This window comes from Streptomyces sp. LMG1-1-1.1, from assembly GCF_040815545.1.
Classification (GTDB): domain Bacteria; phylum Actinomycetota; class Actinomycetes; order Streptomycetales; family Streptomycetaceae; genus Streptomyces.
Genome location: NZ_JBFPNH010000054.1, coordinates 286,864 through 313,807 on the forward strand (window position 1 = coordinate 286,864; position 26,944 = coordinate 313,807).

At 73.2% G+C, this 26,944-nt stretch carries 23 protein-coding genes; 16 read left to right on the top strand and 7 right to left on the bottom strand.

What is annotated here, in order from left to right; translation table 11 throughout:
• Positions 1 to 33 precede the first annotated feature (33 nt).
• The 8 genes from MRBLMG1_RS29155 (at position 34) to MRBLMG1_RS29190 (ending at position 6,325) form a co-directional block, all read left to right on the top strand.
• Complete coding sequence (locus MRBLMG1_RS29155) at positions 34 to 1,248, top strand: sensor histidine kinase (RefSeq protein WP_367827127.1); 1,215 nt, start codon at positions 34 to 36, stop codon at positions 1,246 to 1,248.
• Positions 1,245 to 1,928 (top strand): response regulator, encoded by a 684-nt coding sequence (locus MRBLMG1_RS29160; RefSeq protein WP_367827128.1) that lies wholly within the window; start codon positions 1,245 to 1,247, stop codon positions 1,926 to 1,928. Before MRBLMG1_RS29155 ends, MRBLMG1_RS29160 begins: the two co-directional genes overlap by 4 nt.
• 43 nt (positions 1,929 to 1,971) lie before the next feature.
• The gene (locus tag MRBLMG1_RS29165) at positions 1,972 to 2,331 is read left to right on the top strand and encodes a zinc ribbon domain-containing protein YjdM (protein WP_367827129.1); all 360 of its coding nucleotides are present in this window, start codon (positions 1,972 to 1,974) and stop codon (positions 2,329 to 2,331) included.
• Positions 2,332 to 2,579: 248 nt separating this feature from the next.
• On the top strand, positions 2,580 to 2,930 hold the full coding sequence (locus MRBLMG1_RS29170; RefSeq protein ID WP_367827211.1) for an ArsR/SmtB family transcription factor: 351 nt from the start codon (positions 2,580 to 2,582) through the stop codon (positions 2,928 to 2,930).
• 198 nt (positions 2,931 to 3,128) lie between these two features.
• Positions 3,129 to 3,353, top strand: coding sequence for a hypothetical protein (locus tag MRBLMG1_RS29175; protein WP_367827130.1), 225 nt, complete (start codon positions 3,129 to 3,131; stop codon positions 3,351 to 3,353).
• A gap of 306 nt (positions 3,354 to 3,659) precedes the next feature.
• Entirely contained in the window at positions 3,660 to 5,039 is a 1,380-nt protein-coding gene (locus MRBLMG1_RS29180; RefSeq protein ID WP_367827131.1) for a tetratricopeptide repeat protein, read from the top strand.
• A gap of 9 nt (positions 5,040 to 5,048) precedes the next feature.
• Positions 5,049 to 5,795, top strand: coding sequence for a helix-turn-helix transcriptional regulator (locus MRBLMG1_RS29185; RefSeq protein ID WP_367827132.1), 747 nt, complete (start codon positions 5,049 to 5,051; stop codon positions 5,793 to 5,795).
• A gap of 32 nt (positions 5,796 to 5,827) precedes the next feature.
• A complete protein-coding gene (locus MRBLMG1_RS29190) occupies positions 5,828 to 6,325 on the top strand; it encodes a DUF3291 domain-containing protein (RefSeq protein WP_367827133.1) in 498 nt (165 codons plus the stop codon).
• A gap of 136 nt (positions 6,326 to 6,461) precedes the next feature.
• Here MRBLMG1_RS29190 and MRBLMG1_RS29195 read toward each other — a convergent pair whose 3' ends face one another.
• The gene (locus MRBLMG1_RS29195) at positions 6,462 to 7,109 is read right to left on the bottom strand and encodes a CoA transferase subunit B (protein WP_367827134.1); all 648 of its coding nucleotides are present in this window, start codon (positions 7,107 to 7,109) and stop codon (positions 6,462 to 6,464) included.
• A gap of 1 nt (position 7,110) precedes the next feature.
• Entirely contained in the window at positions 7,111 to 7,887 is a 777-nt protein-coding gene (locus tag MRBLMG1_RS29200; RefSeq protein ID WP_367827135.1) for a CoA transferase subunit A, read from the bottom strand.
• A 352-nt stretch (positions 7,888 to 8,239) separates the two neighbouring features.
• Here MRBLMG1_RS29200 and MRBLMG1_RS29205 point away from each other — a divergent pair, with 352 nt between their 5' ends.
• The 6 genes from MRBLMG1_RS29205 to MRBLMG1_RS29230 all read left to right on the top strand — a co-directional run bounded on the left by MRBLMG1_RS29205 (position 8,240) and on the right by MRBLMG1_RS29230 (position 18,011).
• On the top strand, positions 8,240 to 9,034 hold the full coding sequence (locus MRBLMG1_RS29205) for a 3-hydroxybutyrate dehydrogenase (protein ID WP_367827136.1): 795 nt from the start codon (positions 8,240 to 8,242) through the stop codon (positions 9,032 to 9,034).
• A 257-nt stretch (positions 9,035 to 9,291) separates the two neighbouring features.
• Complete coding sequence (locus MRBLMG1_RS29210) at positions 9,292 to 10,662, top strand: MFS transporter (RefSeq protein ID WP_367827137.1); 1,371 nt, start codon at positions 9,292 to 9,294, stop codon at positions 10,660 to 10,662.
• Between the two features lie 375 nt (positions 10,663 to 11,037).
• The gene (locus tag MRBLMG1_RS29215; protein WP_367827138.1) at positions 11,038 to 12,948 is read left to right on the top strand and encodes a helix-turn-helix domain-containing protein; all 1,911 of its coding nucleotides are present in this window, start codon (positions 11,038 to 11,040) and stop codon (positions 12,946 to 12,948) included.
• A gap of 335 nt (positions 12,949 to 13,283) precedes the next feature.
• On the top strand, positions 13,284 to 14,399 hold the full coding sequence (locus MRBLMG1_RS29220; protein WP_367827139.1) for a substrate-binding domain-containing protein: 1,116 nt from the start codon (positions 13,284 to 13,286) through the stop codon (positions 14,397 to 14,399).
• 262 nt (positions 14,400 to 14,661) lie between these two features.
• Positions 14,662 to 15,390, top strand: coding sequence for a dienelactone hydrolase family protein (locus MRBLMG1_RS29225; protein ID WP_367827140.1), 729 nt, complete (start codon positions 14,662 to 14,664; stop codon positions 15,388 to 15,390).
• 209 nt (positions 15,391 to 15,599) lie between these two features.
• The gene (locus tag MRBLMG1_RS29230; protein WP_367827141.1) at positions 15,600 to 18,011 is read left to right on the top strand and encodes a polysaccharide lyase 8 family protein; all 2,412 of its coding nucleotides are present in this window, start codon (positions 15,600 to 15,602) and stop codon (positions 18,009 to 18,011) included.
• Positions 18,012 to 18,111: 100 nt separating this feature from the next.
• Here the strand turns inward: MRBLMG1_RS29230 and MRBLMG1_RS29235 are convergent, their stop codons facing one another.
• The gene (locus MRBLMG1_RS29235; protein ID WP_367827142.1) at positions 18,112 to 18,543 is read right to left on the bottom strand and encodes a hypothetical protein; all 432 of its coding nucleotides are present in this window, start codon (positions 18,541 to 18,543) and stop codon (positions 18,112 to 18,114) included.
• Positions 18,544 to 18,770: 227 nt separating this feature from the next.
• Here MRBLMG1_RS29235 and MRBLMG1_RS29240 point away from each other — a divergent pair, with 227 nt between their 5' ends.
• Complete coding sequence (locus MRBLMG1_RS29240) at positions 18,771 to 19,568, top strand: polysaccharide deacetylase family protein (RefSeq protein WP_367827143.1); 798 nt, start codon at positions 18,771 to 18,773, stop codon at positions 19,566 to 19,568.
• A gap of 105 nt (positions 19,569 to 19,673) precedes the next feature.
• Positions 19,674 to 21,089: an amidase gene (locus tag MRBLMG1_RS29245; RefSeq protein ID WP_367827144.1), complete on the top strand. Its 1,416-nt coding sequence runs from the start codon at positions 19,674 to 19,676 to the stop codon at positions 21,087 to 21,089.
• Positions 21,090 to 21,099: 10 nt separating this feature from the next.
• Here MRBLMG1_RS29245 and MRBLMG1_RS29250 read toward each other — a convergent pair whose 3' ends face one another.
• Genes MRBLMG1_RS29250 through MRBLMG1_RS29265 form a run of 4 tightly spaced genes read right to left on the bottom strand, consistent with a single transcriptional unit; the run spans position 21,100 to position 26,636 of the window.
• Positions 21,100 to 22,458: an MFS transporter gene (locus tag MRBLMG1_RS29250; RefSeq protein ID WP_367827145.1), complete on the bottom strand. Its 1,359-nt coding sequence runs from the start codon at positions 22,456 to 22,458 to the stop codon at positions 21,100 to 21,102.
• A 1-nt stretch (position 22,459) separates the two neighbouring features.
• Positions 22,460 to 24,190 carry a condensation domain-containing protein gene (locus MRBLMG1_RS29255; RefSeq protein WP_367827146.1) on the bottom strand — a complete coding sequence of 577 codons (1,731 nt, stop codon included), beginning with the start codon at positions 24,188 to 24,190 and terminating at the stop codon, positions 22,460 to 22,462.
• A complete protein-coding gene (locus tag MRBLMG1_RS29260; protein WP_367827147.1) occupies positions 24,187 to 25,491 on the bottom strand; it encodes a DUF6271 family protein in 1,305 nt (434 codons plus the stop codon). Before MRBLMG1_RS29260 ends, MRBLMG1_RS29255 begins: the two co-directional genes overlap by 4 nt.
• Positions 25,473 to 26,636 carry a phytanoyl-CoA dioxygenase family protein gene (locus MRBLMG1_RS29265; protein WP_367827148.1) on the bottom strand — a complete coding sequence of 388 codons (1,164 nt, stop codon included), beginning with the start codon at positions 26,634 to 26,636 and terminating at the stop codon, positions 25,473 to 25,475. Before MRBLMG1_RS29265 ends, MRBLMG1_RS29260 begins: the two co-directional genes overlap by 19 nt.
• Positions 26,637 to 26,944: the final 308 nt, after the last annotated feature.

Consider the following 26,944-nt stretch of genomic DNA (forward strand, 5'->3'; position numbering starts at 1 on the left):
CGGGGGCCCCTGCCCGCAGGGAGGATGGACGTCATGGACTTCGCAGCGGCCTTGATCCGCGACCCGCAGGCGGCGCCGTACCGGACGCGGTACGACGCGGCCGCCGCCGCCGGCTTCGCGCTGGTCGCGGTCGCCCTCGCGCTGACCGTCGACGACGGCCGTCGGCCGGACGCGCTCGGGTGGGTGCTGCTGCTCGCCGCGCACGTCCCGCTCGTCTGGCGGCGCAGGGCGCCGCTGGCGGTGCTGCTGGCGGTGGTGGCCTGCGTGGCCCCCTACCACGCGCTCGACTTCATGCACCTGGCGCCGATCCCGGCCTCGATGACCGCGCTGTACACGGTCGCGTCCACCGGCCGGCCGCAGCGCACGCTGATCGTGGGGCTGACGGTCACGTCCATCACGCTCACCATCCAACTCTTCGTCAACCCGCACGAGGTGGTCGAACTGCTGAGGGTCTCCGGCTGGGTGATAGCCATGCTCGTCTTCGGCGCGAGCATCCGGCTCTACCGGCAGCTGGTGGCGGGCGTGGTGGAGCGGGCCGAGCGCGAGGGCGAGCGGAAGGCGGCCGAGGAGCGCTTGCGCATCGCGAGGGACCTGCACGATCTCCTCGCCCACTCGATCACCCTCATCGGCGTACAGGCGTCGGTCGCGGCGCACGTCCTGGTCGCCGACCCCGACCGGCTCGACCGGGAGGCGCTCGTCCGGGCACTGGAGGGGATATCCGAGACCTGCCGGGACGCCCGCGCCGAAGTGCGCACGACCCTGGACGTCCTCCGGGCCGCCCCCGAGGGCCCGCTGCCGGACCTGGCCTCGCTGCCCGACCTCGTACGGCCCTCGGGCGCCGACCTGACGGTACGTACGGGGGCGGTGAAGGTCCCGGCGGCGGTGGGCGCGGCGGCGTACCGCATCGTGCAGGAGTCCCTGACCAACGCCGTGCGGCACGGAGGTCCGGACGCCCGCGTGCGGGTCGATGTCGGGCTGGCCGAGGAGGTGCTGACCGTACGGGTGACCAACAGCGGCGCGGCGGCCGGTGGCGGCGACGGGGGCGGTGGCCACGACGGGAGCGCAGGGAGCGGGGGCACCGCGGGGCCCGGTGCGTCCGGCGGATCCGGTGGGTCGGGGTACGGGATCGTCGGGATGCGCGAGCGGGCCAGGAGCGTGGGCGGCACACTGAGCGCGGGCCCGCGCGACGGCGGGGGCTTCGAGGTCACGGCGGCGCTGCCGCTCGCGGCGAGGGAGGTGGCGGCGTGATCCGGGTGCTGCTCGCGGACGACCAGTCGCTGGTGCGGGCGTCGTTCGCGATGCTCGTCGATTCGGCGCCCGACATGGAGGTCGTGGGCCAGGCGGCCAACGGCAAGGAGGCGGTGGAGCTGGCCCGCTCGGCGCGGGCGGACGTGGTCGTCATGGACGTCCGGATGCCGGAGCTCGACGGGATCGGGGCCACCCGGCTGATCGCCGCCGACGAGGACCTGGCCGGGGTGAAGGTGCTGGTCCTCACGACGTACGACACGGACGAGCACATCGTGGAGGCGCTGCGGGCCGGCGCGTCGGGCTTCGTCGTCAAGGACATCCGGCCGGCCGAACTCCTCGCCGCGATCCGTACGGTGGCGGCGGGGGAGGCCCTGCTGTCGCCGGGACCGACGTCCCGGCTGATCGCGCGTGCGCTGGCGCTGCCCGACCCTCCCGCGGCGGGCGGGCCGGAAGGGCTCTCGGACCGCGAGCGCCAGGTGCTCGCCCTGGTGGCGCGGGGGCTGAACAACACGGAGATCGCGGAAGCCCTCGGGCTGTCGCCGCTCACGGCGAAGACCCACGTCAGCCGGATCATGGGAAAACTCGCGGTCCGGGACCGGGCCCAACTCGTCATCGTCGCCTACGAGTCGGGCCTGGTGGTGCCAGGCGCGGCACCCGCGCCCGGTGGCCCGCTCGACTAGTTGCCAATTTTCGCAATTGACAGATTCGCTCTAGACTCGCCGGGTGAACGAGAACCTCCCTCCCTGCCCCGAATGCTCCGGCGCCTACACCTACGAGATGGGCGCGCTGTTCGTCTGCCCCGAATGCGGCCACGAGTGGTCCCTGTCGGCGGGAGCGGCCGACGGCGCCGGAGCCGGCGGCGAGAAGGTGATCAAGGACGCGGTGGGCAACGTCCTCGCGGACGGCGACACGGTCACCGTCGTCAAGACGCTCAAGGTCAAGGGCAGCCCGACCGGCATCAAGGCCGGGACCAAGGTCCGCAACATCCGGCTCGTGGACGGCGTCGACGGCCACGACATCGACTGCAAGGTCGACGGCTTCGGGCCCATGCAGCTCAAGTCCAGCGTGGTCAAGAAGGCCTGAGCGGCCCGAAGGCCTCAGCGGCCCGAAGGCCGTGGTGGCCCGCACACTCGCCGCGTACCGCAGCGCCGGTCAGGAGCTGCGAGAACGTGCGGCGACGCTCGGCCGGGCACGCGGAGCACCACGACCGCGCGAGGCGCGAAGATGGTTCCCATGGTGAAGAGCTCCGGATGGACGCGATGGATACGGCAGGCACACAGGCGGCCGTGCGGCGGGACGGCGGCCCCCTGTCCGGATCGGCGGTGGGCGCAGTGAGCACGCCGCTCTACCAACTGAAAGCCGAGTTCTTCAAGACGCTCGGACACCCGGTGCGCATCCGCGTCCTGGAGCTCCTGAGCGAGCGGGAGCACGCCGTCTCGGAGATGCTCGCCGAGGTCGGTGTCGAGCCCGCGCACCTCTCCCAGCAGCTCGCGGTGCTCCGCAGGTCGAACCTGGTCGTCGCCCGCCGCGAGGGCTCGGGCGTCCTCTACTCCCTGACCACTCCGCAGGTGGCCGAGCTGCTCGCCGTGGCCAGGACGATCCTGTCGGGCGTACTCGCCGGCCAGGCCGAACTCCTCGCCGACCTCCGCGCCGCCACCCCGGGCACACCACCCGCCACCTGACCGCGGCTCGCGGGGTGGACGCCGATGACCGATGCCGGCCCCCGCGCCCGGTGTGCGCGACCGGCAGGAAGACGGGGGCCGAAGTGCCTGGTGACGGCAGTGCGCCTCGACACCGCGATGCCTCAAGATGATGTGTGGCGGGGGGTGGGCGCGCCTCGGTGCCGGAAATCGAAAACGTCGACGTACCGGGGGAATGTCATGGCCAAGCCTGTGCACGCGGCGATCGGGGAGAAGCCGATCCGCTGCCAGATGTGCGACAACGACACGTTCCGCGAGCGGGAGGTGAAGCTGAACAGCACGGGCATGGAGTTCTTCAACATGGCGTGGGCCAACGAGTCGGCGACCGGCCTGATCTGCTGGTCGTGCGGGTACGTCCACCTGTTCGTCAACCGCGACATCAAGCTCTATCGGATAGCGGGATAGCGGGATAGCGGGACAGAGGGATGGGGGCCAGCGGCATGGCGGGATGGCCGGACAACTGCCGGATGGTCGGACAACTGCAGGATGGCCGCATAGCTGCCAGGTAGCCGGATAGCTGGCGGGTGGCCGCTGGGCTTTCGGGCCGCGCCGGGAGCGTGCACCCCGGCGTGCCTCCGACGCGCCCCGGGTGTGTCCGGGTCTCACCTGTTCGGGGCCTGTGCGCGGTGGTCGGGAGCTGGCTTCATGGGGCTGGCGCCCCGGTCGGGGCGTCGTCCGTGTGCTCCGATGCGTCGCGTGAGGTGATCTGGGATGGCGACCGACCGGTACGGCCACTTCCTGTACGAGGGTACGGAGGAGGGGGCGGCGCATCTGGACCGGGCGGTGGAGGCGCTGCTGTTCTTCAGGCCGGAGGTGGTCCCGGCCGTCGGCGCCCTGCTGGAGGCGGACCCGGTGTCGCCGGTGGGGCAGGCGTTCGCGGCCTATCTGGGGGTGCTGGGCACGGAGCCGGCCGACGCCGCCGTCGCCCGGGGCCGGTTCGCCGCGTACTCCGCGGGCCTCGACCGTACGGCGCTGCCGCCGCGCGAGCGCCTGCACACGGCCGCCGCCGAGAGCCTCCTCGCCGGCGACCTGCGGCGGGCGAGCGGACTCCTGGAGCGCCTGACCCTGGCGTACCCGCGCGACGCGCTCGCCCTGTTCGTCGGGCACCAGCTGGACTTCCTCACGGGTGACGCGGTGCGCCTGCGCGACCGTGTCGGCGGCGCCCTGTCCGCGTGGGACGCGGACGACCCGCACCGGGGGCCGCTGCTCGGCATGTACGCCTTCGGCCTGGAGGAGTGCGGCCACTACGACCGCGCCGAGGAGGTCGGCGCCGCCGCCGTCGCACGCCATCCCCATGACGTCTGGGCCGTCCACGCCGTCGTGCACACCCACGAGATGCGGGGCCGGTACGCCGACGGCATCGCCTATCTCGACGCGCGCACCGGCGACTGGGCGGCCGGCAACTTCCTCGCGGTCCACACCTGGTGGCACTACGCGCTGTTCGCCCTGGAAGCCGGCGACACCGGCACCGCGCTGCGCGTCTACGACGCGCACCTCCACAACGAGACGTCCGCCGGACTCGCCATGGAACTCCTGGACGCGGCAGCCCTGTTGTGGCGGTTCCACCTGGCGGGCCACGACCAGGCCCCACGGTGGGAGGCGCTCGCCGACTCGTGGATCACGCGCGCCGACCCGCCGTTCTACGCCTTCAACGACGTGCACGCCGTCATGTCCTACGTCGGAGCCGGCCGCCCTGCCGAGGCCGAGCGCCTCATCACCGACCGGCAGCGGTGGCTGGAGCGGACCGGGGCGGGCGACCTGACCAACGACGCCATGACGGCCGAGATCGGCCTCCCGGTCTGCCGGGCCCTGGTCGCGCACGCCCACGGCGACCACGACGCCGCCGTGGACCTGCTCTGGCCGCTCCGCCGCCGCTTCCACGAGTTCGGCGGCAGCCACGCCCAGCGTGACGCCGTCCAGAAGACCCTCCTCGAATCGTCCCTGCGGGCCGGCCGCCACGACCTGGCCCGCACCCTGATCAGCGAGCGGACCGGCCTGCGCCCGGACAGCCCGTACAACCGGCTGAGCCAGGCCCGCCTGGCCGCCGCGCTGAGCGACGGGCTTTCTATCTCCAACCCGCGTTGTTCCTAGAATGGGCGTGTGGAGGACATCGATGTGATCGCGGTGCTGCAGGATCCGGTGCGGCGCCGACTGTACGAGTACGTGGCCGCGCAGGGGCGTGAGGTCGGGCGCAACGAGGCCGCCGAGGCCGCCGGGGTGGCGCGGACGCTCGCCGCGCACCATCTGGAGAAGCTGACCGAGGTCGGGCTCCTGGAGAGCGGCAGCCGCCGGCTGACGGGCCGTTCGGGTCCGGGAGCGGGGCGTCCCGCCAAGGTGTACACGCGGGCGCGGGTCGAGCGGTCGGTGTCGCTGCCGGCGCGCGACTACCGCACGGCCGCCGAGCTGCTCGCCGAGGCCGCCGAAGAGGCCGGTCTCGACGCCGGGCTCTGCGCCGCCGCACGGCGCCGGGGCGAGGCCCTGCGGGGCTCGGCGCCGGCCTGCGGAGACCTGGACGAGGCCGTGGCGATGCTGACCCGGCGTGGGTACGAGCCGCATGTCGAAGGCGGCGAAGGCCGCGAAAGCCGCGAAAGCCGCGAAGGCGGCGATGGTGTCGATGGTGTCGATGGTGCTGTCGGCGGCGGCGCCGACCCGGGCGCTCGTGTCGTCCGGATGCGCAACTGCCCCTTCCACGCCGTCGCCGAACGCTTCCCGCCGCTCGTCTGCGGCATGAACCTCGCGCTGCTCGAAGGGCTGATCGGCGAGGGGGGTCCGCTCCGGGCCCGGATGGACGCGCGGCCGGGGGAGTGCTGCGTGGTGGTCGAGATTTCTAAAAACAATGAAGATTGACATAGAAAAGGGCGCCGTGCTGGGATGAGGCCATGACCGCATCCGAGCACGCCGCCCACCTCGCCCAGCTCAACGTCGCCACACTCCGCCACCCGCTCGACGACCCGCGCGTGGCGCCGTTCGTCGAGATGCTCGATCCGGTGAACGCCGCGGCCGACGGCGCGCCGGGCTTCGTGTGGCGGCTCGTGGAGGACGGGGCGGCCGACGCCACGGGGCTGCGCCCGTTGGGCGAGGACGTCATCGTCAACCTGTCGGTGTGGGAGACGCAGGAGGCACTGTGGGACTTCGCCTACCGCAGCGGGCACCTGGAGGTGATGCGGCGGCGCAGGGAGTGGTTCGCGCGGCACGTCGAGGCGCACCTGGTGCTGTGGTGGGTGCCCGCGGGGCACCTCCCCACCGTCGGCGAGGCGATGGAGCGGTTGGCGGACCTGCGGGAGCACGGGCCGTCCCCGCGCGCGTTCACCTTCGCCTCCTCGTACGCAGCCGCCGAGGCCGCCCCGTCCCTCCGGGCCGCGCCGCCGACGACCTGAGGCGGGGGGCCTTCTCAGGACCCGCCGCCGCGCCGATGGTCGGTGGCGGGGGCCTTTCGCAGGACCCGATGTCGACGGTCTGAGTCGGGGGGCCTCCTCAGGACCCGCCGCCCACGGTCTCCGCCCGGATTCCTCCTCAGGAGCCGATGCCGGCCGGGACCGTCAGTTCGGCGGCTGTGGCGGCCCGGACCTCGTCGAGGGTGACGCCGGGGGCGAGTTCGGCGAGGACGAAGCCGTTCGCGGTGACGTCGACGACGGCGAGGTCGGTGATGACGCGGTCGACGACGGACCGGCCGGTGAGCGGCAGGTCGCACGCGTCCACGAGCTTGGGGCTGCCGTCCTTCGCGGTGTGCTCCATGAGGACGATGACCCGGGCGGCGCCGTGGACGAGGTCCATCGCCCCGCCCATGCCCTTGACCATCCTGCCGGGGATCATCCAGTTGGCGAGGTCGCCCGAGGAGGAGACCTGCATGGCGCCGAGTACGGCGGCGTCGACGTGGCCGCCGCGGATCATGCCGAAGGACAGGGCGGAGTCGAAGAACGAGGCGCCGGGCAGGGTGGTGACGGTTTCCTTGCCGGCGTTGATCAGGTCGGCGTCCAGTTCGTCCTCGGTCGGGTACGGGCCGACACCCAGGATGCCGTTCTCGGACTGCAGGACCACCTCGACGCCGGGCGGCAGGTGGTTCGGGATCAGGGTGGGGAGGCCGATGCCGAGGTTGACGTAGGTGCCGTCGGCCAGTTCCCGGGCGGCGCGGGCCGCCATCTGCTCGCGGGTGAGCGCCATGTCAGGCACCGCCTTCCTGTCGAACGGTACGGCGCTCGATGCGCCGCTCGGCCGCGGGATCGCCGGGGGACACCCGGACCACGCGCTGGACGAAGATGCCGGGCAGATGGACCTCGTCGGGATCGAGTTCGCCCGGCTCGACGAGGTGGTCCACCTCGGCGACGGTGATCCGGCCCGCCATGGCGGCGAGCGGGTTGAAGTTGCGCGCGGACGACCGGAAGACGAGGTTCCCGTGCCGGTCGCCGAGGGTCGCGCGGACCAGGGCGAAGTCGGTGGTGATGCCGTGTTCGAGTACGTGCGGGCGGCCGCCGAAGTCGCGGGTCTCCTTGGCGGGCGAGGCCACGGCGACCGTGCCGTCGGCCGCGTAACGCCAGGGCAGTCCGCCCTCGCCGACCTGGGTGCCGGTGCCCGCCGGGGTGTAGAAGGCGGGGATGCCGGTTCCGCCGGCCCGCAGTCGCTCCGCCAGCGTCCCCTGGGGCACGAGTTCGACCTCGAGCTCGCCGCTCAGGTACTGCCGGGCGAACTCCTTGTTCTCCCCCACGTACGAGCTCGTCATGCGCGAGATCCGGCCGGCGGCGAGCAGCAGCCCGAGGCCCCAGTCGTCGACGCCGCAGTTGTTGGAGACGATGCCGAGGTCGTTCACCTCGCGCTGCCACAGGGCGTCGATCAGCGTGCCCGGTATCCCGCACAGCCCGAAGCCCCCCACCGCGAGGGAGGCGCCGTCGCGTATGTCGGCCACCGCCTCCGCCGCGCTCGCGACTGTCTTGTCCAGACCCATACGGTCCCTTTCCCTCGGGCGAGCCGGGTCGACCTCGCAGGTCAGAGCCGGTGCCGGTACAACCGAACGGCTGCGAGCCTAGGCAGGCGGCAGAAAGGCGGACCATGTCTTTCATCCACACATCAACCCCGGTGGAGGTGGTGGTGACCACCTGTGTGGGGGCGACGGGTGGGGGTGATGGGCGTGGGTGACGGGTATGGGTGGAACCGGTGTCGGGCCCCACCGTGGGGCCCGACGGCGACGCGACTCCCGGCCCCACGAAACCTATGGCGTGAGAGACCACTCGCCGACAGAGCTTTGTGGTGGCCGCTCACATGGGACGGGATCGAGGGGCTCCCTAATGTTTCCGGCCATGACGAACACATTTCTCGCCCCGGCTCCTCTGCCGCCACCCAGCGCCGCGGTCGACCTGAGCGGGCGTACGGCTCTGGTGACCGGTGGTGGAAGCGGCATCGGCAGGGCCTGCGTGCTGGCCCTGGCGCAGGCGGGGGCCGTCGTCCACGTGGTCGACCGGGACGCCGCCGCGGCCAAGGCCGTCGCGGAGATCGCCGGCGGCGAGGCACACGTGGCCGACCTCGCGGACGCGGGAGCCGTCGAACTCCTCCCGGTCGAGGTCGACATCCTCGTCAACAACGCCGGCCTCCAGCACGTGGCACCCCTCACGGAGTTCCCCCCGGAGCGCTTCGAGCTCATCCAGAAGGTGATGGTCACCGCACCGTTCCTGCTGATGCGCCGGGTCCTGCCGCACATGTACGCCGGTGGCTGGGGCCGGATCGTCAACGTCTCCAGCGTCCACGGACTCCGGGCCAGCGCCTACAAGTCCGCCTACGTCGCCGCCAAGCACGCCCTGGAGGGGCTCAGCAAGGTCGCCGCGATCGAAGGCGCGCCCCACGGCGTGACCAGCAACTGCGTCAACCCCGGCTACGTCCGCACCCCGCTCGTCGAGGGCCAGGTCCGGGACCAGGCCGCCGCACACGGCATCAGCGAGGGCGACGTCCTGACCGACGTCCTGCTGGCCCGCTCGCCCGTTAAGCGCCTCCTGGAGTCCGAGGAGGTGGCCGCCGCCGTCCTGTGGCTCTGCGGCCCCCACTCCGGCTACCTCACCGGCGTGTCCCTGCCCCTCGACGGCGGCTGGACCGCGGGCTGAGACCCCCGCTCGACCGCGGGCTGGAAACCCCGTCCGACCGCGGGCTGGAAGCCCTGCCCGACCGCGGGCTGAAACCCCGGCCCGACCGCGGCTGAAAGCCCTACCCGACCTCGGCGCGACCGCGGCCCCAACGCGGCCCCATCGCGGGCCCACCAAGGCTCGGCCCCCGGGCCGGACCCACCGGCCGACCCATGGCCCCCACACGTACCACCCGTACCATCCCGTCCCGTCCCCCCTTGTGAAAATGCGGTGAACCCATGTCTGACACCACCACGCCGAGAGGCGGCATCGGCCGCATCGTCGGCGCGAGCCTGATCGGCACCACCATCGAGTGGTACGACTTCTTCCTGTACGGCTCGGCCGCCGCCCTGGTGTTCAACACGCTGTTCTTCCCCACCGCCGACCCGCTGGTGGGGACGCTGATCGCGTTCATCACCTACGCGATCGGGTTCGCCGCCCGCCCGCTCGGCGGCATCGTCTTCGGCCACTTCGGAGACAAGATCGGCCGCAAGAAGCTCCTGGTGCTCAGCCTGCTCATGATGGGCGGCGCGACCTTCGCGATGGGCCTGCTGCCCACGTACGACACGATCGGCGTCTGGGCGCCGATCCTGCTGACGCTGCTGCGCCTGGTCCAGGGCTTCGCGCTGGGCGGCGAGTGGGGCGGGGCCGTCCTGATCGTCTCCGAGCACGGCGGCGACAAGAACCGCGGCTTCTGGGCCTCGTGGCCGCAGGCAGGCGCCCCGGGCGGCAACCTCCTCGCCACCGGCGTCCTCTCGCTGCTCGCCGCCGTGCAGTCGGACGCCGCCTTCCAGTCCTGGGGCTGGCGCATACCGTTCCTGCTCTCGGGCCTGCTCGTCATGATCGGCCTGTGGATCCGCGTCTCGGTCTCCGAGTCCCCGGTCTTCCTTGAGGCCCAGGCCAAGGCCGAGGCCGCCGCGGCGGCGGGCGCCAAGGAGGAGGCCCCGGTCGTCGAGGTGTTCAAGCGCAACTGGCGCGAGGTCCTGTCCGCGATCGGCACCCGCTTCGGCGAGAACATCTCGTACTACATCCTGACCTCGTTCCTCCTCGTGTACGTCACCACCCACCTGGGACTGCCGAAGAGCACCGCCCTGAACGCCGTCCTGATCGGCTCGGCCGTCCACTTCGTCACCATCCCCCTGTGGGGCGCGCTGTCCGACCGCATCGGCCGCCGCCCGGTCACCCTCATCGGGTCCACGGGCATGGCGATCTGGGCGTTCGTCTTCTTCGGCCTCGTCGACTCCAAGTCGTTCGTGGTGATCGCCCTGGCCGTCACCGCCGGTCTGCTCCTGCACGGCGCGATGTACGGACCGCAGGCCGCGTTCATCTCCGAGATGTTCGACACCAAGGTCCGCTACTCCGGCGCCTCCATGGGCTCCCAGCTCGCCTCGATCATCGCCGGCGCCCTCGCCCCGATCATCGCCGTCGAGCTCCTCAAGGACTACGGCAGCTCCACACCCATCAGCGTCTACCTCTGCGCCGCCGCCGTGATCACCACCATCACCGTGGCCGTCACCAGAGAGACCCTCGGCCGCGACCTCAGCCGCACCCGGGACGAGCAGACGGCCCCGGCCCCCGCGGCCGCCGCCCCCGCGAGCGACCGGGTCTAGGTCCTCAGGTATCGACCTACGCCTGCCGGGGCTGGTCCCTTCCGGACCCGCCCCGGCACCGCCTTGCTCGTGAGCCGCCCGCCCCGCCGCCATCCTGGGCGTGAACGCGACGGACCGGGCCACGCGCCGCACCCCACCACGCACGGCCCGCGAGGAGGCCTCATGACCGCCGACCGTCGAGCCGACGCCGGGACGCCGACGCCCGGCGACGGCCGTGTGCCGGCGCGTGGTGGGTTCGGGGTGCCTGCGTACGGCGAGGCCAAGGCCGCGGAGCAAGGTGAGGTCGGGGCGCCGGACCGTGGTGAGGCCAAGGCGCCGGACCATCGCGGGGCCGGGGCGCCGGCACCTGGTGGAGCCGGGGTGGCGGCGCGTGGCGTGGCACAGGTGGCGGCGCCGGCTGCGGCCGCGCGAAGCCTGCTGGACCTGCTCGCCGGGGGCGCGCCCGCAGAGCAGCTCGCCGCCGAACCGGCCCGGTCGCGGGCGGGCGGGGCCGGGGCGGCGGAGGCCGCTTGGATCGAGGAGACCACCGAAGTCGCCCTGGCCGTGCGGCGCGTACTCGACCAGTACCGCCGCCGGGAGGCGGAACTGGTGGCGCTCTTCGACACGGCGGGCGACCTGGCGGGGCTGCGGGACCTCGACGCCGTGCTCCGGGCCATCGTCCGGCGGGCGAGGACGCTGCTCGGCACGGACATCGCCTACCTGACGCTCAACGACCCGGTCGCGCAGGACACGTTCATGCGGGTCACCGACGGATCGGTCTCCGCGGCCTTCCAGCAGCTCAGGCTGGGCATGGGGGAGGGCCTGGGAGGGCTGGTCGCGCAGACCGCCCGCCCCTACGCCAGTACGGACTACCGCAGCGACCGGCGCTTCCGGCACACCGGCGCGATCGACGACGGGGTGGCCGAAGAAGGACTGGGCGGGATCCTCGGCGTGCCGCTGCGCGTGGGCCGGGAGATCATCGGGGTGCTGTTCGCGGCGGACCGGGCGCCCCGCGCGTTCACCCCCGACGCCATCGCGCTCCTCGGCTCGCTCGCCGACCACGCGGCCGTCGCCATCGACAGCGCCCGGCTCCTCGACGAGACCCGCTCCACCCTCACCCGGCTCGAAGCCGCGAACGCCACCGCCCACGCGCACAGCGAGGCACTGCACCGGGCCTCCGACGCCCACGACCGCCTCACCAAACTGGTGCTGAGGGGCGCGGGCATCGACGACGTGGCGGCCGAGATCGCGGCGCTGCTCGGGGGCGGGGTGGCCGTCCACGACATCGACGGCAGCGAACTGGCCCGCTCCCGCACCGGACCCGTCACCCCCTCCGCCGAGAGCCTGGCCGCCTCGCTCACCGACGGCCGGGCCGTCCACGCGGACTCCGTGTGGACGTGCGCCGTCCTGGCCGGAACCGAGGCCCTCGGCAGCATCGTGCTGACCGGACGGGCCGACCTCTCCGAGGCCGACCGGCGCCTCTTCGAACGCGCCGCGCTCGTCACCGCGTTGCTGCTCCTGATGCGCCGGTCCGTCGCCGAGACCGAGGACCGGGTGCGCGGCGAACTCCTCGACGACCTCCTCGTCGACCCCGCGGCGTCGCCGCGCCGGGACGGCGGGAGCCTCGCCCTCCGCGCCCGGCGCCTCGGCGTCGACCTCGCACGGCCGCACGCCGTCGCCGTTCTCGACTGCGAGCCGGCCCTGCGCGCCCGGCTCTCCGACGAGACCGCCCGCAAGGCCCGGGGCCTCGGCGGCCTCGCGGGCACCCGCCACGGCCACGTCGTCCTCCTCGTCCCCGGAGACCGCCCCGGCACCCTCGCCCGCGCCCTGGCGGCCGACCTCGCCCGTACCCTCGGCGCACCCGTCACCGTCGGCGCCGCCGGCCCCGGACACGGACCGGAGCACCTCGCCGCGCTCCACGCCGAGTCCCTGCGCTGCCTGACCGCCCTCCACGCACTCGACCGCACCGGAGAGGGCGCCGACATCGCCGACCTGGGCTTCATCGGCGTCCTCCTCGGCGACCGGTCCGACGTCGGCTCCTACGTCGAGCGCGTCCTCGGCCCCGTCCTGGCCTACGACGCCGAGCGCGGCACCGAACTGGTCCGGACCCTCCGCGCCTACTACGACCAGGGCGGCAGCCTCTCCCGCGCCAAGGCCGCCCTCCACGTCCACGTCAACACCGTCGTCCAGCGCCTCGACCGCGTCGCCCAACTCCTCGGCCCCGACTGGAACACCCCCGTCCGCGCCCTGGAGACCCACCTCGCCCTCCGCCTCCACCAGCTCGCAAGGAGGGCCGACGGGGGCTGATCCTGTACGGCGGTTGATCCTGTACGGCTCCACTTCCGCACGGCGTCGCTCCCGTACGTCTCCGCCCCCCCGCACGGCTCCACTCCCGCACGGCGCTGCTCCCGCACGGCGGCTTGGCGTGGCGGGCCGGGTCCGACGGCCCCCGAAGCGGTCGGCCGATGCCGTACGGCTCCGCACGGCGGCCGGGCAGGAAGGGCCGTCAGCCAGCGAACGGTCCTATCCCAGGGAGCCGCAGGCAGCCCCGGGCAGTTCCCGGTCAACTACCGGTCAGTCGCCGGTCGGTCCGTCGGCTACGCTGCGCCCGCGAGACCCGACCGGAGCGAGGGGCGGCACCGATGCGAGAGAGCGTGGAGCAGCGGCACCGTCGGATTCTGCGTGTGGTGCGTGAACGCGAGAGCGTGCGGGTCAGCGAACTCGCCGCGGCTCTGGGGGTGTCCGTGGAGACCGCCCGGCGGGACGTGGCAGCCCTGGCCGACGTGGGACGGGTGCGGCGCCTGCACGGCACCGTCACGTGGCCGACCGCGCCGCTCAACGCCCGCGACGCGCGCCTCGCGGGCCGGAGCGTGCCACGGAAACCCAGCGGACTGGTGCTCGGCATGGTCGTGCCCGTGTCCGACTACTACTTCCGCGCGGTCGTCCAGGGTGCCCGCCAGGCAGCGGCCGACGTCGGGGCGCGGCTGCTGGTCGGCATCACCGACTACGCGGCCGACCGCGACCTCCAGCACGTCGCCACCCTGCTCGACGCCGGGGTCGACGGTCTCTTCCTCGCGCCCAGCTGGTCCGTCGGCGGACCCACCGCCGAAGAGGCCGAACGCTTCGCGGAGCCCGCCGTGCCCGCCGTACTCGTCGAGCGCCGGATCCCGCTCGGCGTGCCCGGTTCCCACCTGGACCGCGTGGTGTCGGACCACGCCGGTGGTGCGGCCCTGGCCGTCCGGCACCTGGCGCGGCTGGGCCACCGCCGGGTCGCCCTGCTGGCCCGGCACACCCACACCCGCCCCGCGGTCCGCACCGGCTACCTCTCGGCGGTCCGCGCCCTCGGGCTCCCCGACGACGACCTCTCCCCGGCGCCGACCGGACCCTGGGGACACCCCGACGACATCGTCGGGGAACAGCTCCTCCGCCTCATCGCCTCCGGCGAGGTGCGCGCCGGGCTCGTCCACACCGACATCGACGCCCTCAACCTCCTCCAGTGGCTCACGGCCCACGGGGTCCGTGTCCCGCGGGACTTCGCCCTCGTCTGCCACAACGACGAGGTCGCCGCCCTCGCCGACGTCCCCCTGACCTCCGTCAGCCCCGCCACCTTCGCCGTCGGCGAGGCGGCCGTCCGCCTCCTCGTGCGCCGCCTCGAAGACCCCGACGCCGCCCACTCCGCCATCGAATGGCTGCCGCGGCTGGTGGTCCGCGACTCCTGCGGTGCCGCACAGGCGACAAGCGACCCGGAGACGCGATAGGCGTTGCCCGTTGCCCGTTGCCCGTTGCCCGTTGCCCGTTGCCCGTTGCCCGTTGCCCGTTGCCCGTCGCCCTCTGCCCCCTGCCCGGAAAACCCTTTGGCCGACGACGGCGCGCGCTGCTACGTTGCCGGAGGCCGTGCGAGAGAACGAGGAGGTGGTACCCGTGAACACAGAAACGACATGGGTGCTCTCCTCCGGGGTCACGGTCGGGCGATAGGTCGTCCGGGAGCGCCGTACCGCAGCACTCCCGAAAGGCACGACCATGGCCCTTCACTTCACGTCCGAGCAGCGCCTCGACGACGGCATCCTCGAACGCGCTTTCATCCTCGGCGAGATCCCCGGCACCTTGTGGACGCCGGCATCCGCCGCACCCGTCCCCCTGGTCCTCATGGCCCACAACAACGGCCTGCCCAAGAGCGACCCCCGGCTGATCGCCCGCGCCCGGCACACCGCGGCGGCCGGGTACGCGGTGGCGACCATCGACGCCGTCGGGTGCGGCGACCGGCCCCGCTCCGCCGCCGACGAGCAGGTCCGCGCCGAGCTCCGCCGGGCGATGCGGGCCGACGAGCCGGTCGACGAGATCTTCGAGTCCCTGGTCGGTCCGCTCGTCGAGCACGCCGTACCGGAATGGCGGACCACCCTGGACGCCCTTCTGGAGCTGCCCGAGATCGGCGGCCCGGTCGGGTACTCGGGGTGGACCGCCCTCGGCATCCGTCTCGCGGTGCTCGAACCGCGCATCGCGGCCGTGGGCTTCTTCGCCGGCGGATTCGTTCCCCGCGCCCAGCGCGAGCAAGCCCCGCAGGTCACCGTCCCGCTGCTGTTCCTGCTCCAGTGGGACGACGAAGGAAACCCGCGGCAGCGCGCCCTGGACCTGTTCGACGCCTTCGCCGCCAAGGAGAAGACGCTGCACGCCAACCTGGGCGGACACCTCGGCACCCCGTGGTTCGAGCTACAGGACGGGGCCCGGTTCTTCGGCCGGCACCTGAAGTAGGGCCGGGCCGGCCGCGGGCCCCTGCCCCCTGCCCACTCGGCAGGGGGCGGGGGTTCGTGCCTCCGCAGGGGCCACCCGTACGGCACCGTCCTCCGGCTGACCGAAAACTGCCCGATTCAGTGCCGTCCCTTGACGGATAGAAAGCGCTTGCGGAGGCTGCGGGGCAAGGCATTCGTCCCCCGACCCCCTCCCGTAAAGGCTGGTCTCCCATGGGCTCTTCCCTGCGGCGCCGTACGTTCCTTCAGGCAAGCGGAGGCACCGTGCTGACGCTCGGACTCGTCGGGGTCGGCGGCGCGCCGGCCGTCGCGGAGGAGGTGGACGCGCAGGAGTTCGCCGCGTTGCGTGCCACGTGGCGGGGGCTGGTCCTCGGCACGGGGTTCAGTCCCACGGCCGAGCCGTTCAAGGCGTTGCTGGCCGAGCTCGGCAGGACGGCGCGCGGGCATCTGGCAGCGATGGCGCCGGCCGAGGGGTCGCTGTGGCCGGACGCGGTGTGGCGGGACCCCGAGCCGGACACGGACGCGGAGTCGTACGCGTTCTCCGCGATGATGAACGAGAGCCTGAACCGGCTCAGCACGCTCGCGCAGGCGTGGGCGCAGCCCGGTACCGGTCTCACGGGGGATCCGGCGGCGCTGGAGGCCGTGCTGGCGGGGCTCGACCACGTGCACGCGCAGGTCTACAACGAGACGACGACGCGGTACGGGAACTGGTGGAACTGGCAGATCGGGGGAGCGCAGGCGCTGATGGACACGTGCGTGCTGGTCCACGAGCACCTGACGGCGGAACGGATCGCGGCGTACTGCCGGGCCGTCGACCACTTCGTGCCCGACTCGGTCTTCGACTCGTACACCGGGACGTCCACCGGGGCCAACCGCGTGGACCTGTGCCGGAGCGTGATCCTGCGCTCCGTCGTCGGGGAGGACGCCGACCGCCTCGCGCGCGCCGTCGCCGCGCTCAACCCCGTCTTCCCGTACGTGACGGGCGGCGACGGCTTCTACGCCGACGGGTCCTTCGTCCAGCACCGGAACGTCCCGTACATCGGCGGGTACGGCTCCGTCCTGCACGACGGCGTCGGTCGTCTGATGGCGCTGCTGCGCGGGTCGCGGTGGCCGGTGGACTCGCCGGACGCGCAACTGTTCCTCGACACCGTCGAGAACGCCATCGCACCGTTCGTGCACAACGGCCTGATCATGGACAACGTGTCCTCGCGCGGCATCAGCAGGGCCGGGAGCTCCGACCACACCAGGGCGCACGCGCTGCTCGCGACCATCGTGCTCGTCGGACAGGGCGCGAGCGACGCGGAGAACGCCCGCTGGCGCGCGATGGTCAAGGGATGGATGCAGCGCGACTCGTACGCCCCGCCGCTGGGGAACCCGAAGCTGAGCCTGGTCCGCGCCGCCCTGCTGCAGTCCGTGCTCGACGACACCTCGGTCAGGCCCGCGGCCGAACCGGTGCAGCACCGGCTCTTCCACCACATGGACCGGGCCACGCACCGCCGCCGCGGCTGGTGCGCCTCGGTCTCCATGGCGTCGGAGCGCATCGCGCACTACGAGTTCGGCAACGGCGAGCACGCCCGCGGCTACCACACCGGCGCCGGCTGGCTCTCCTGGTGGGGCGACGACCTCGGCCTCGAGCAGTACTCGGACGCGTACTGGCCGACCGTCGACCCGTACCGCCTGCCCGGCATCACGGCCTCCCGCAAGCCGCTCGCCGACGGCGAGGGCGGCAACTGGGGCCAGCCCATGCCGAACGCCGCCTGGGTCGGCGGCACCACCGACGGGGAGTTCGGCGCCACCGGGCAGCACCTCGTGGGCCTCTCCTCCACGATGAACGCGAGGAAGTCGTGGTTCTGGCTGGACGATTCCGTCGTCTGCCTCGGCGCCGGCATCACCTCAGCCGACGGCCACACCGTGGAGACCACCGTCGACAACCGCGCCCTCGGCACGGCGGGCGCGCCGGCGCTCACCGTCGACGGGCGGGTCCAGCCGGACGACCAGGGCCGGCAGCAGACCTTCGAGGACGCCGGCTGGGCGCACATCGCGGGCCACGCCGGCTACGTCTTCCCCCAGGGCATGACGCTGAGCGCCGTACGCGAGGAACGCACCGGTTCCTGGCGGGACATCAACACCGGCGGCCCCACCACGCCGCTCACCCGCCGCTACCTCACCCTCTTCACCGACCACGGCACCGACCCCGCCGACGCCGGCTACGCGTACGTCCTGATGCCCGGCGCGAGCGCCGCCGCCACCGCACGGCGGTCCGCCGACCAGGGCGCCCTCCGGATCCTCGCGAACACCGGCTCCCAGCAGGGCGTCCGCGTCCCCCGGATCGGCCTCACCGCCGTCAACTTCTGGGCCGCGGGCACCGTGGGACCCCTGACCGCCGACGCCCCCGCGTCCGTCCTCGTCCGCGAGCACCGCGACGGCACCGCTACCGTCGTCGTCTCCGACCCCGCCCGCCGGGCGACCTCCCTCACGGTCACCTGGGCCAAGCGCGTCTCCGCCGTACTCTCCAAGCCCGCCACCGTCACCGCCGCCACGACGGGCGCCACCCTCCGGCTCTCGTTCGGCGACCTCACCCGCGCCGCCGGCGCCCCCCAGAAGATCCGGGTCCGACTCGGCTGACCCCGGCCCGGCCGCCCCGCGGGCCGCGGCGTCCGACGAGGCCGCCGTGGCCCGCTCGCCGGCGCCGAGCGGGTCGAGCCCGTGCTCCCCGGGTACGGGGTCAGATGTCCGTGAACAGGTCCTCGCGTGCCTCGTCGAGGACGAAGCCGTTGTCGAGGCGGACGCGGACCGTCACGCGGAGGTGCTGCGACTGGTAGGCGAGCCAGTCGGCTTCGAGGGAGTCGACCTGGTCTTCGAGTTGCTTCCGGCTGCCCGGGGGCATCTGGGGGCCGAAGTCGTCGAGGAGGGACTTGAGCCGCAGGTACTCACGGACCTGGTGGCTCTCCTGCTTGGGGTGTTCGTGGACCCGCTCGACCGTTCCTTCGGTGCCGGCTGCGAGGGAGAGGGACCCCGCGACGACGTCCGCCGGGTCCAGGAAGGCCCCGGCGTCGGGGGTGTCGGGGGCGTCCGGGGAGCCCCCGGCGAGGGTGAGCGAGCCGGCGAGCCGGACGTCTGCCGCCAGCTTCACGCGCTGGCCGTCGTGGAGTGCCATCGATGCTTCGTCTCTTCGGTCGGGAGGTCGGGGGCTGGAGGTGGGGAAGAGGCCGGAAGGCCGGGTCGTACGTGTGTGGGCCCATTGTGGTTCGTCGCGTCAGGATCGTGTGCAGGCGGGAGAACTGAACGTCGTTCCGAACGGTCGGGGTGGAGTGAAACCGTCTCGGCGTTTGTACCGTCCTCTCCCCTGGGAGATGGTCGGAGCACACGGGGAGTGGGCAATCCATGGGGCAGCAGAACACGTACAGGACGCACATAGCCGTGGTGGCCTCGGCGGTGGGGATCAGTCTGGCGGTGTGGGCCGCCGCCGCGCTGACGGACACCGAGGCCGCCGCGAACGCGGGGGCGGGGCCGGGGGGACGCTCGCCGTCGAGCCAGGTGGAGAAGCCGGCGCGGGTTCCGGCGCAGCGGATGCCCGAGGGGATCGCGCACGCGGCCGAGGCGGGCGGAACGGCCGTCAACATCACCATCGACGACGGCCCCGACCCGCGGTGGACGCCCCAGGTGCTCGACGTCCTCCGGCAGAACGGCGTCAAGGCGGTGTTCTGCATGATCGGGCCGCAGGCGAAGGCGCACCCCGAACTCGTCAGGAAGGTCGTCGCGGACGGCCACCGGCTGTGCGACCACACCATGACCCACGACACGTCGATGGACAAGAAGTCCGTCGCGTACCAGAAGCAGCAGATCCTGGACGCGCAGAAGATGATCGAGGACGCCGCCGGGGGTGCGCCGGTCGAGTACTACCGGGCGCCGGGCGGCGCGTTCACCCCGGACAGCCGGCGGATCGCCGCCGCGGCGGGGATGCGGCCGCTCGGTTGGAACGTCGACACGAAGGACTTCGAGCAGCCGGGCGCGGCCTCGATCGTGAACACGGTCAAGAACGAGCTCCCCAACGGGCCGACGATCCTCTTCCACGACGGCGGTGGCGACCGCGGCCAGACCGTGGCGGCTCTGCGGCAGGTGCTGCCGTGGCTGAAGGAGCAGGGCCACGCCTTCAGCTTCCCGGTGAGGACGGCTCCCTGACCCACCGCCGCGCGGACCCCGGTGCCGCCCCACCCCCTCGCGAGTTACTCGCTGGTACGGAATGATGGCGGGCAACCATCCATACGGCCGGGGGCTGAGGTAGCTGTGACGACTTTCGAGGAACGGACCACGGTGCACGCGTTCCGGGACGACGCCCTGGGGGAGCACGACGCGGTGGGTCTCGCCGCGGCGATCCGGCGGGGTGAGGTCGGCGCGGCGGAGGTCGCGCGGGACGCGGTCGAGCGGGTGCGGGCGGTGGAGGAGCGACTGCACGCGGTCCAGGCGTACGTCGAGGCCCCGGCGCCGGCCGCCGGGGCGGGCGGTCCGTTCGCCGGGGTGCCGACCTTCGTGAAGGACAACACCGACTACCGGGGCCTGCCGACCGGCCACGGCAGCGCGGCCTTCACCCCGAGGGACGCGCGCCGGCACGCGCCGTTCGCCCGGCAGTTCCTGAGCAGCGGGGTCACCGTGCTGGGCAAGACCCGGCTGCCCGAGTTCGGTTTCAGTCCGACGACGGAGTACGAGGACGCCGAGCCGGTCCGCAACCCGTGGAACACGGGTCATTCGGCCGGGGGTTCGTCAGGCGGGAGCGCGGCGCTCGTCGCCGCCGGAGCGGTGCCGATCGCCCACGCCAACGACGGTGGGGGATCGATCCGGATCCCCGCCGCCTGCTGCGGCCTGGTCGGCCTGAAGCCGACCCGAGGCCGGGTGGTGGCGAACGCGCAGAGCCGCCAACTGCCCCTCGACATCGTCTCCGACGGCGTGGTGAGCCGTTCCGTGCGCGACTCGGCCGCCTTCCTGGCCGCCGCCGAGACCTACTGGCGCAACCCCGAGCTGCCGCCCGTCGGCCTGGTGGAGGGCCCCTCGGGAAAGCGGCTGCGCGTCGGATTCATGCTGGACTCGCCGAACGGCGTGCGGGCCGACGCCGCCACCCGGGCGGCCGTCACCGACACCGTGGCGACGCTCGAACGGCTCGGCCACACCGTGGAACCCGTGGCGCCGGCCATCGACCCCCGCTTCACCGACGACTTCCTCACCTACTGGGGACTGCTCTCGTTCCTCATCGGGCTCACCGGCCGCACCCTCGGAACGGACTTCGACCGGCGCCGGATGGACGGCCTCAGCCGGGGACTCCACGAGACGTACGTGAAGAACTGGCGGGGCACCCCGGGCGTGCTGCGCCGGCTGAGGCGGACGAAGGAGGCGTACGCGGCGGCGTTCCGCGGCTTCGACCTCCTGCTGTCGCCCGTCCTCGCCCACACGGCGCCGCCGATCGGCCACCTCAGCCCCACCGTCCCCTACCCGGAGCTCGTCGAACGGATCCTGAGGTACGTCGCCTTCACCCCCGTCGACAACATCGTCGGCACCCCGTCGATCTCGGTGCCCACCCCCGGGGCGACGGAGGACGGGCTGCCCGTCGGCGTCATGTTCTCCGGCCGCCCGGGCAGCGAGCGCACGCTTTTGGACGTCGCCTTCGCCCTGGAGGCCGACCGCCCCTTCCGGCGCGTCCAGGACGTCTGACGGGACACCCTCAGGGGCCGGCCGGATCCGGGACCTTCTCCCCCGGACCGGTGACCCTCTCCTCCGGACCCACGGCCGTCTCGGCCGGATCCCCGGCGGTCTCCGCCGGACCCGCGGCCTGCTCCGCCGGGGTCCGGCCCAGGCCGCGGATGGCCGGGAGGGCGAGCATGACGGTGAGGCAGACGACGCCCATGACGGAGGAGAAGAGGAGCACGCGGTCGGCTCCGAAGGACTCGGCCGCAGGGCCGGCCAGGACGCGGCCCAGGGGGATGACGATGATGGAGCCGGCGATGTCGTAGGCGGAGACGCGGCTGAGGACGGCCAGCGGGATGTGCGACTGCACGCTGGTCGCCCACATCACACCCCAGAAGGCGAAGCCGCAGCCGGCCACGACACCGGTGAGCGCGGTCACCGTGAACGACCAGCCGAGCGCGGGGGCCAGGGGGTTGAGGGTGAAGAAGAACATCGCGCAGGCTCCCGCGACCAGCGGCCTGGCGGGCCGGACGCGCATGCCGAGCAGGCCGCCGACGATCGTGCCGGCGCCGTCGGCGGACGCGATCCAGCCGTAGCCGCCGGCCCCGTGCTGCTCGGTGAGCAGCGCGGCGCCGAGCGGCACCGACGGGCCGAAGACGAACAGGCCGTAGACGGCCCAGACGACGATGACGCCCCAGAGCCAGGAACGGGAACGGAACTCGTGCCACCCCGTGGCCAGCCGCCGCAGCAGCGGGTCGTCACTGTCGTCGCCGCTCTCCGCGGCGCCGCTCAGGTGGCGCAGCGACAGCAGACCGAGGGCGCTGATCGCGTAGGCCGCCGCGATGACCAGGAAGGAGCCGGCCACGCTCCAGTAGCCCGCGAGGAGGCCGGCGAGACCGGGGCCGAGCAGGGTGCAGATCGCCTCGGAGATCCGCAGCAGCGCGTTGGCCCGCTGGATGTCCTCGGCGACCTGGGGGACCAGGGCCGCGAGGCCGGGCTGGAACATGGCGGTGGCGGCGCCGCTGACCGCCATCAGCGCCATGACGTGCCAGAGCCGTATCCCGCCGCCGGCCAGCAGACCGGCGAGGGTGAGCATGGTCGCCATCCGCACCGCGTCGGCGCCGACCATCATCACCTGGGGGGTGAACTTGTCGGCCAGCGCCCCGCCGAACAGGATCAGCAGCACGATCGGGGCCATCCACGCGGCCAGCGTGTAGCCGACGCCGCCGGCGCCGTATCCGGCGGCCAGTACGGTCGTCGTGATCGAGACCATCAGCATGCCGTCGGCGAGGAGCGACGTGCTGCGGGCGGTGAAGAAGCGGCGGAACCGGCCGGACCGCCAGGGGCTGGGGAGAGCGTCGGGCTTCCGCCGGACGGTCGTGTCGTCCATCGTCATGTCACATCGGCCGGTCGCGGCCGGTCCCTTCCATGAGTGTCCGCCGCCGCAGCCACGCGCTGCTCGGCTCGGTGTCGCCCGGCGGGTCCTGGACGATCACGTACCGGCGCGGGGCCAGCACTCCGGGACGGCCGGGCAGGGTCTTCATCAGCGCGGCGTGGGCGCGCGCCGGGGTCGGTGGGGAGTCGCCGGCGGCGATGTACGCCGTGAGGCCCGGCTGGTCGCCGTCACCGGACGGCGCGTCGAGGGCGACGTGGACGGGCAGGCCGCCGAGGGCCCGGCTCAGGGCGTCCGCCACGGCGGGCGGCGAGACCCAGGAGCCGTCGACGACGCTCCAGTCCGGGCCGCGCTCGACCGGGTGAACGCCCGTGACCTCGGTGAGCCGGGCGAGCGGCACGTCCGCGTCGGCCGCCGCCTCCAGGAGCCGTACGAGTCCGGTGAGGAAGGCCTCGGCCTCGGCGCGGGGGAACAGCGCGGGGTCCGCCCACAGCGAGAGGTGGAGCAGGGGGTCGGCCTGGTGGACGAAGGTGAGGAGCCGGGTCGGCAGGACCTGGTCGGGCCCGCGGCTCAGCTCCAGGTCGGGCCCGGGTTCGGCCACCGGGGGCGCCGACGGGGACGCGAGGCTCGCGGGGAGCGTGCTGACGTCGTTGAAGACGACGTCGCGCGCGAACGCGCTGCCGCGCTCGAAGGTGGTCCGCCCGATCATCTCCCACAGGGCCACCGCGTCGAACCGGCTGTGCCGGTAGGCGTTGAGCGCCGCGCCCCACGTCTTGCCGAGGAGCGTGTCGAAGGACGGGACGCGCAGGTCGAGGCAGAGCAGCGCGTCCTGCGAGAGCGTGTTCACGGAGCGGGTCAGCCGGGGCTCGTACCGGTTGGAGGTCGGCACGGCCGTGACGCAGGCGGTCTGGCCGGCGCGGTGGGCGACGAGCGCGCACCAGGCCGTCAGGAGCACGGTGGCGGGCAGGCCGCCGGTGCGTTCCGCCACGCCGGCCAGCGCCCGGGCGCCCCGCCGTGACCGCAGGACGACGGACGGCGTCTTCACGTCGGTGCCCTCGGCGCCCGGCTCCGCGAACATCGCCTGGGGCCCGCCGCGGATGATCCGCTCCCAATGGGCGAGCGACGCACGGGACTTGCGCACGTCGGCCGGAGTCGCCTCCTCGGCGGCCAGGCCGAGCGGCGTGAGGGCCGTGACGTCCGGCAGGTGCGCGCCGGCCAGCAGCGCGAGCCATTCCTCCCGGAGTACGGCGAGGGCCCCGACGTCGGTGACGGCGTGGCTCGCCGCGAGGGCGACGAAGGCCGGCGCGCCGGCCGCCGAGACCAGGGACACCCGCAGGGGGAAGTCCCGGTCGAGGTGGAAGCGGTCGGCACGGGCCGCGCGTGCCAGCGACTCCGCGTAAGCCGCCGCGTCGGCCGGCAGCTCGTCGTGGTCGAGGAGGGTGAGCGTGAACTCGCCCTCGGACGCCACCACTTGCTCGCGCGGTACGCCTTCGTCAGGGGGGTCGGGAAACGTGGTGCGCAGTGCCTCGTGCCGAACCACCAGGGCGCGCAGGGCGTCGATCGCCGTGTCCGTACGGGTCTCCGCCGGCACCTGCCAGACGTCGTGGATGTTGATCTGCACGGGCTCGTCGCGCAGGATGCAGCGGATCATGTTGGCCTGCCCCATCGTGACGGGGCCCCGACGCGCCTCGCCGCCCGTGTACGGCACGGTGACGGTCCTTGGGCGGCGGCTCATGCGATGCCCTTCACGGAGTGCGTGGCGCGGACGAGGGGCTCCCAGGCGTCGATCAGGAAGGCGAACTCCTCCATGTCCTGCCTCGCCTCGTCGAGGAGCCGCCCGGCGCGCGCGGCGAAGACGTCCGCGGCTGCGGCGTAGCGGCCGCCCAGCTTGCGGTAGGAGCGGTCGAGCACGTCGAGCCGTTCGACGTTCTCGGCGGGGTCGAGCCGGGTGCTGTCCCGGACGAACGCGGCGACGGCGGAGGCGCGGACGTGTCCCGCGTCGTCGAGCAGCGTGTCGCCGGCCGCCGCCATCCGGGCGTACACGGCGTTGAAGTACGCGGTGGACAGCAGGAACTTCGCGAGGCGCAGCTGGTAGGCGAGGAATCCCCGGTCGGAACGGCGTTCCCCGGTGTGGTAGTTGACGATGTGCCGGTTGTGCAGGACGCCGGGCAGCCGGGCGTCCTGCACCAGGTGGATGAGGAAGTAGTCGCTGCCGATGGTGTCGGTCGCCGGGGGGAGCGGTACCCGGCCGTAGACCTCGCGGTCGAAGCCGATGTTGCACATGTCCACCCGCGTGGGGCTGACGCTGGTGAGCGTCGTCCGGTCGGCGGTGAACGCGGCGGTCCCGGCGCCGCGGAAGGACTCCTGGATCAGGTGTGCCCGCCAGATCTCGGGATGGCCGTCGGGGATCGAGAGGCCGATGACGTCGCGGTAGACGGCGGGGTCGAGCCGGTGGATCTCCTCGACGTCCACGGACATCTCGCCCACGAACGATCCGCCGACCATGGCCACCGGCCGGTCCGCGCACGCGGGGTCGAGCCGGCCGCGGGTCACCAGGCCGGCCACGTCGACGGCCGGGCGCCCGAGGGCGGCGAGCTCGTGGTGGAGGGGGAAGACCGGCTTCCCGTCCAGGTACTGGTAGCGGCTGTCGGAGTCCCTGCGGTGCACCGACGTGCACCCGAGGGCCTCCGCGACGAGGAACGCGCGGTCGGTGCAGGCGCCGTAGGACACGCGGTCCGGCAGCAGCAGGCCGAGCACCCGCTCGGGTTCCCCGACGCCTGAGGCGGCGATCGACGCGCGGAGGAAGACGCGCTGCTCGTCCTCGTCCAGGTGGTGGACGACCACGCCCGGGACCGGGGGCAGCGCGCGTACCGCGGCGCGGTGCCGGGCGCGTACCGCCTCGTCGGAGGAGTCCAGGATCAGGAGCCGTACCTCGACGCCGAAGTGGGAGGCGCCGTAGGCGGCCTCCTCGGCGACGGCCGCGATGGTGTCCGCGCACGCACGGTCGGTCGGGAGGGTCAGGCAGATGCGGCGCACGCCGGTTCTCCGCTCTGCGCGGAGGCGTCGGATCCAGCGGAGGCATCGGCGGTAGCGGCAGCGGCAGCGGAAGCACCGGAACCGGCGGGGACCGCGGTGGTCCGGCCCGCGTCCTTCCACGACGTGAGTCCGAGCAGCCGGCTGCCGAGGTCGGTCAGTTCGGCGGTGGGGTAGCGCTTGGACTCGTGGAGGACCGGGTCGCCGACGAGGGTGCGGTTCCAGCGCGGGGTGCGCAGGTGGCGCCAGGAGTCGACGCGGGACTTGCGCAGCCGCTCGTGCTCTTCGAGCGCCGGCATCATCGACAGGTACTGGACCGCGCGGACGCCGTCCCGGGAGACGTTGCGCGCCACGCCGTGGGCGAGGAGGCCGTTCCAGATCAGCAGGTCGCCGGGGTGCAGGTCGGGCCGTACGACGGGGAACTCGGCGCGGTCCACGGCGGGGCGGAGGGGGTCGCGGTCGGCGGGCTGGCCGAGCTTCCACTCCTCGAACCGGCGGAAGAGCTCCGGGTCGCACTGGAAGCCGCCCGTCTCGGGCCGGGTGTCGTTGAGCGCGATGATCCCCTGCACCCGCTGGGGCGGGACGCCGAGCGTGGTGTCGATGTCCCAGTGCAGCTCGATGTCGAAGCCGCGGTCCCGGGTGTCGATCAGGGCGCGGTCGCGGTTGCGGACGTTGGGCGGGTTGAGGTTGAGCCGGTCCAGGGTCACCCACAGCTCTTCGCAGTCCCACACGTCGACGAAGGCGTCGTAGACGCGCTGTGCCTGGCGGCTGTCCCAGAGGAGCTGGTGGTGGTACGCCTCCACGAAGCCGTACACATGGAGCTGTCGGTCCAGCGCGGAGCGGAACGGCCGGTCCTCGTACCAGCTGTCCGGGCGGTCGGGGTCGAGCCCCTGGAAGTCCCAGGTGAAGTCGAGCAGTCGCCGCGCCGCCTCGGCGGGGACGGCCTCCCGTACGACGACGTATCCGTACGTCTGCCAGTGCGCGAAGTCCTCCTCGGAGAGGACCCGAAGGGGCCTCGACTTCTTCAGCTCCCGGAGGGTCGTCTGTGCCAGGTAGGCCTCGCCGTCGGCGCTGAAGTAGGGGCGGTCGGACGCCGCGCGGTGGAGGTGGGGGAGGCGCGGGCGGCGGTCTGCGGCGGGTGTCGTCATGGGGTCCCTCCGGGGCGGGTTTCGTGGCCGAGGACGGTCGCTTCCGGCGGTGGTTCGGCGGCCGCGCGGGCGCGACGCCGGCGCCACGGAGAGGGAAGGTCGTGCCGCGGCGGGGGTGCTGAAGCCATGTCGTTCAGCAGAATTGGTGTAGACCAACTGTTCTGTCAAGTGGGGTGCCGACATGCGGAGTTGTGTCGCTTTCGCGCGGCATAAGCGGGGGGTGAGGGGGTCCCGGGCCGGTTCCGGGTGGGCCGACTTTGGTCTAGACAACTCGCCGACGACTGGCCTAGTGTCCTGTGTGCGGACCA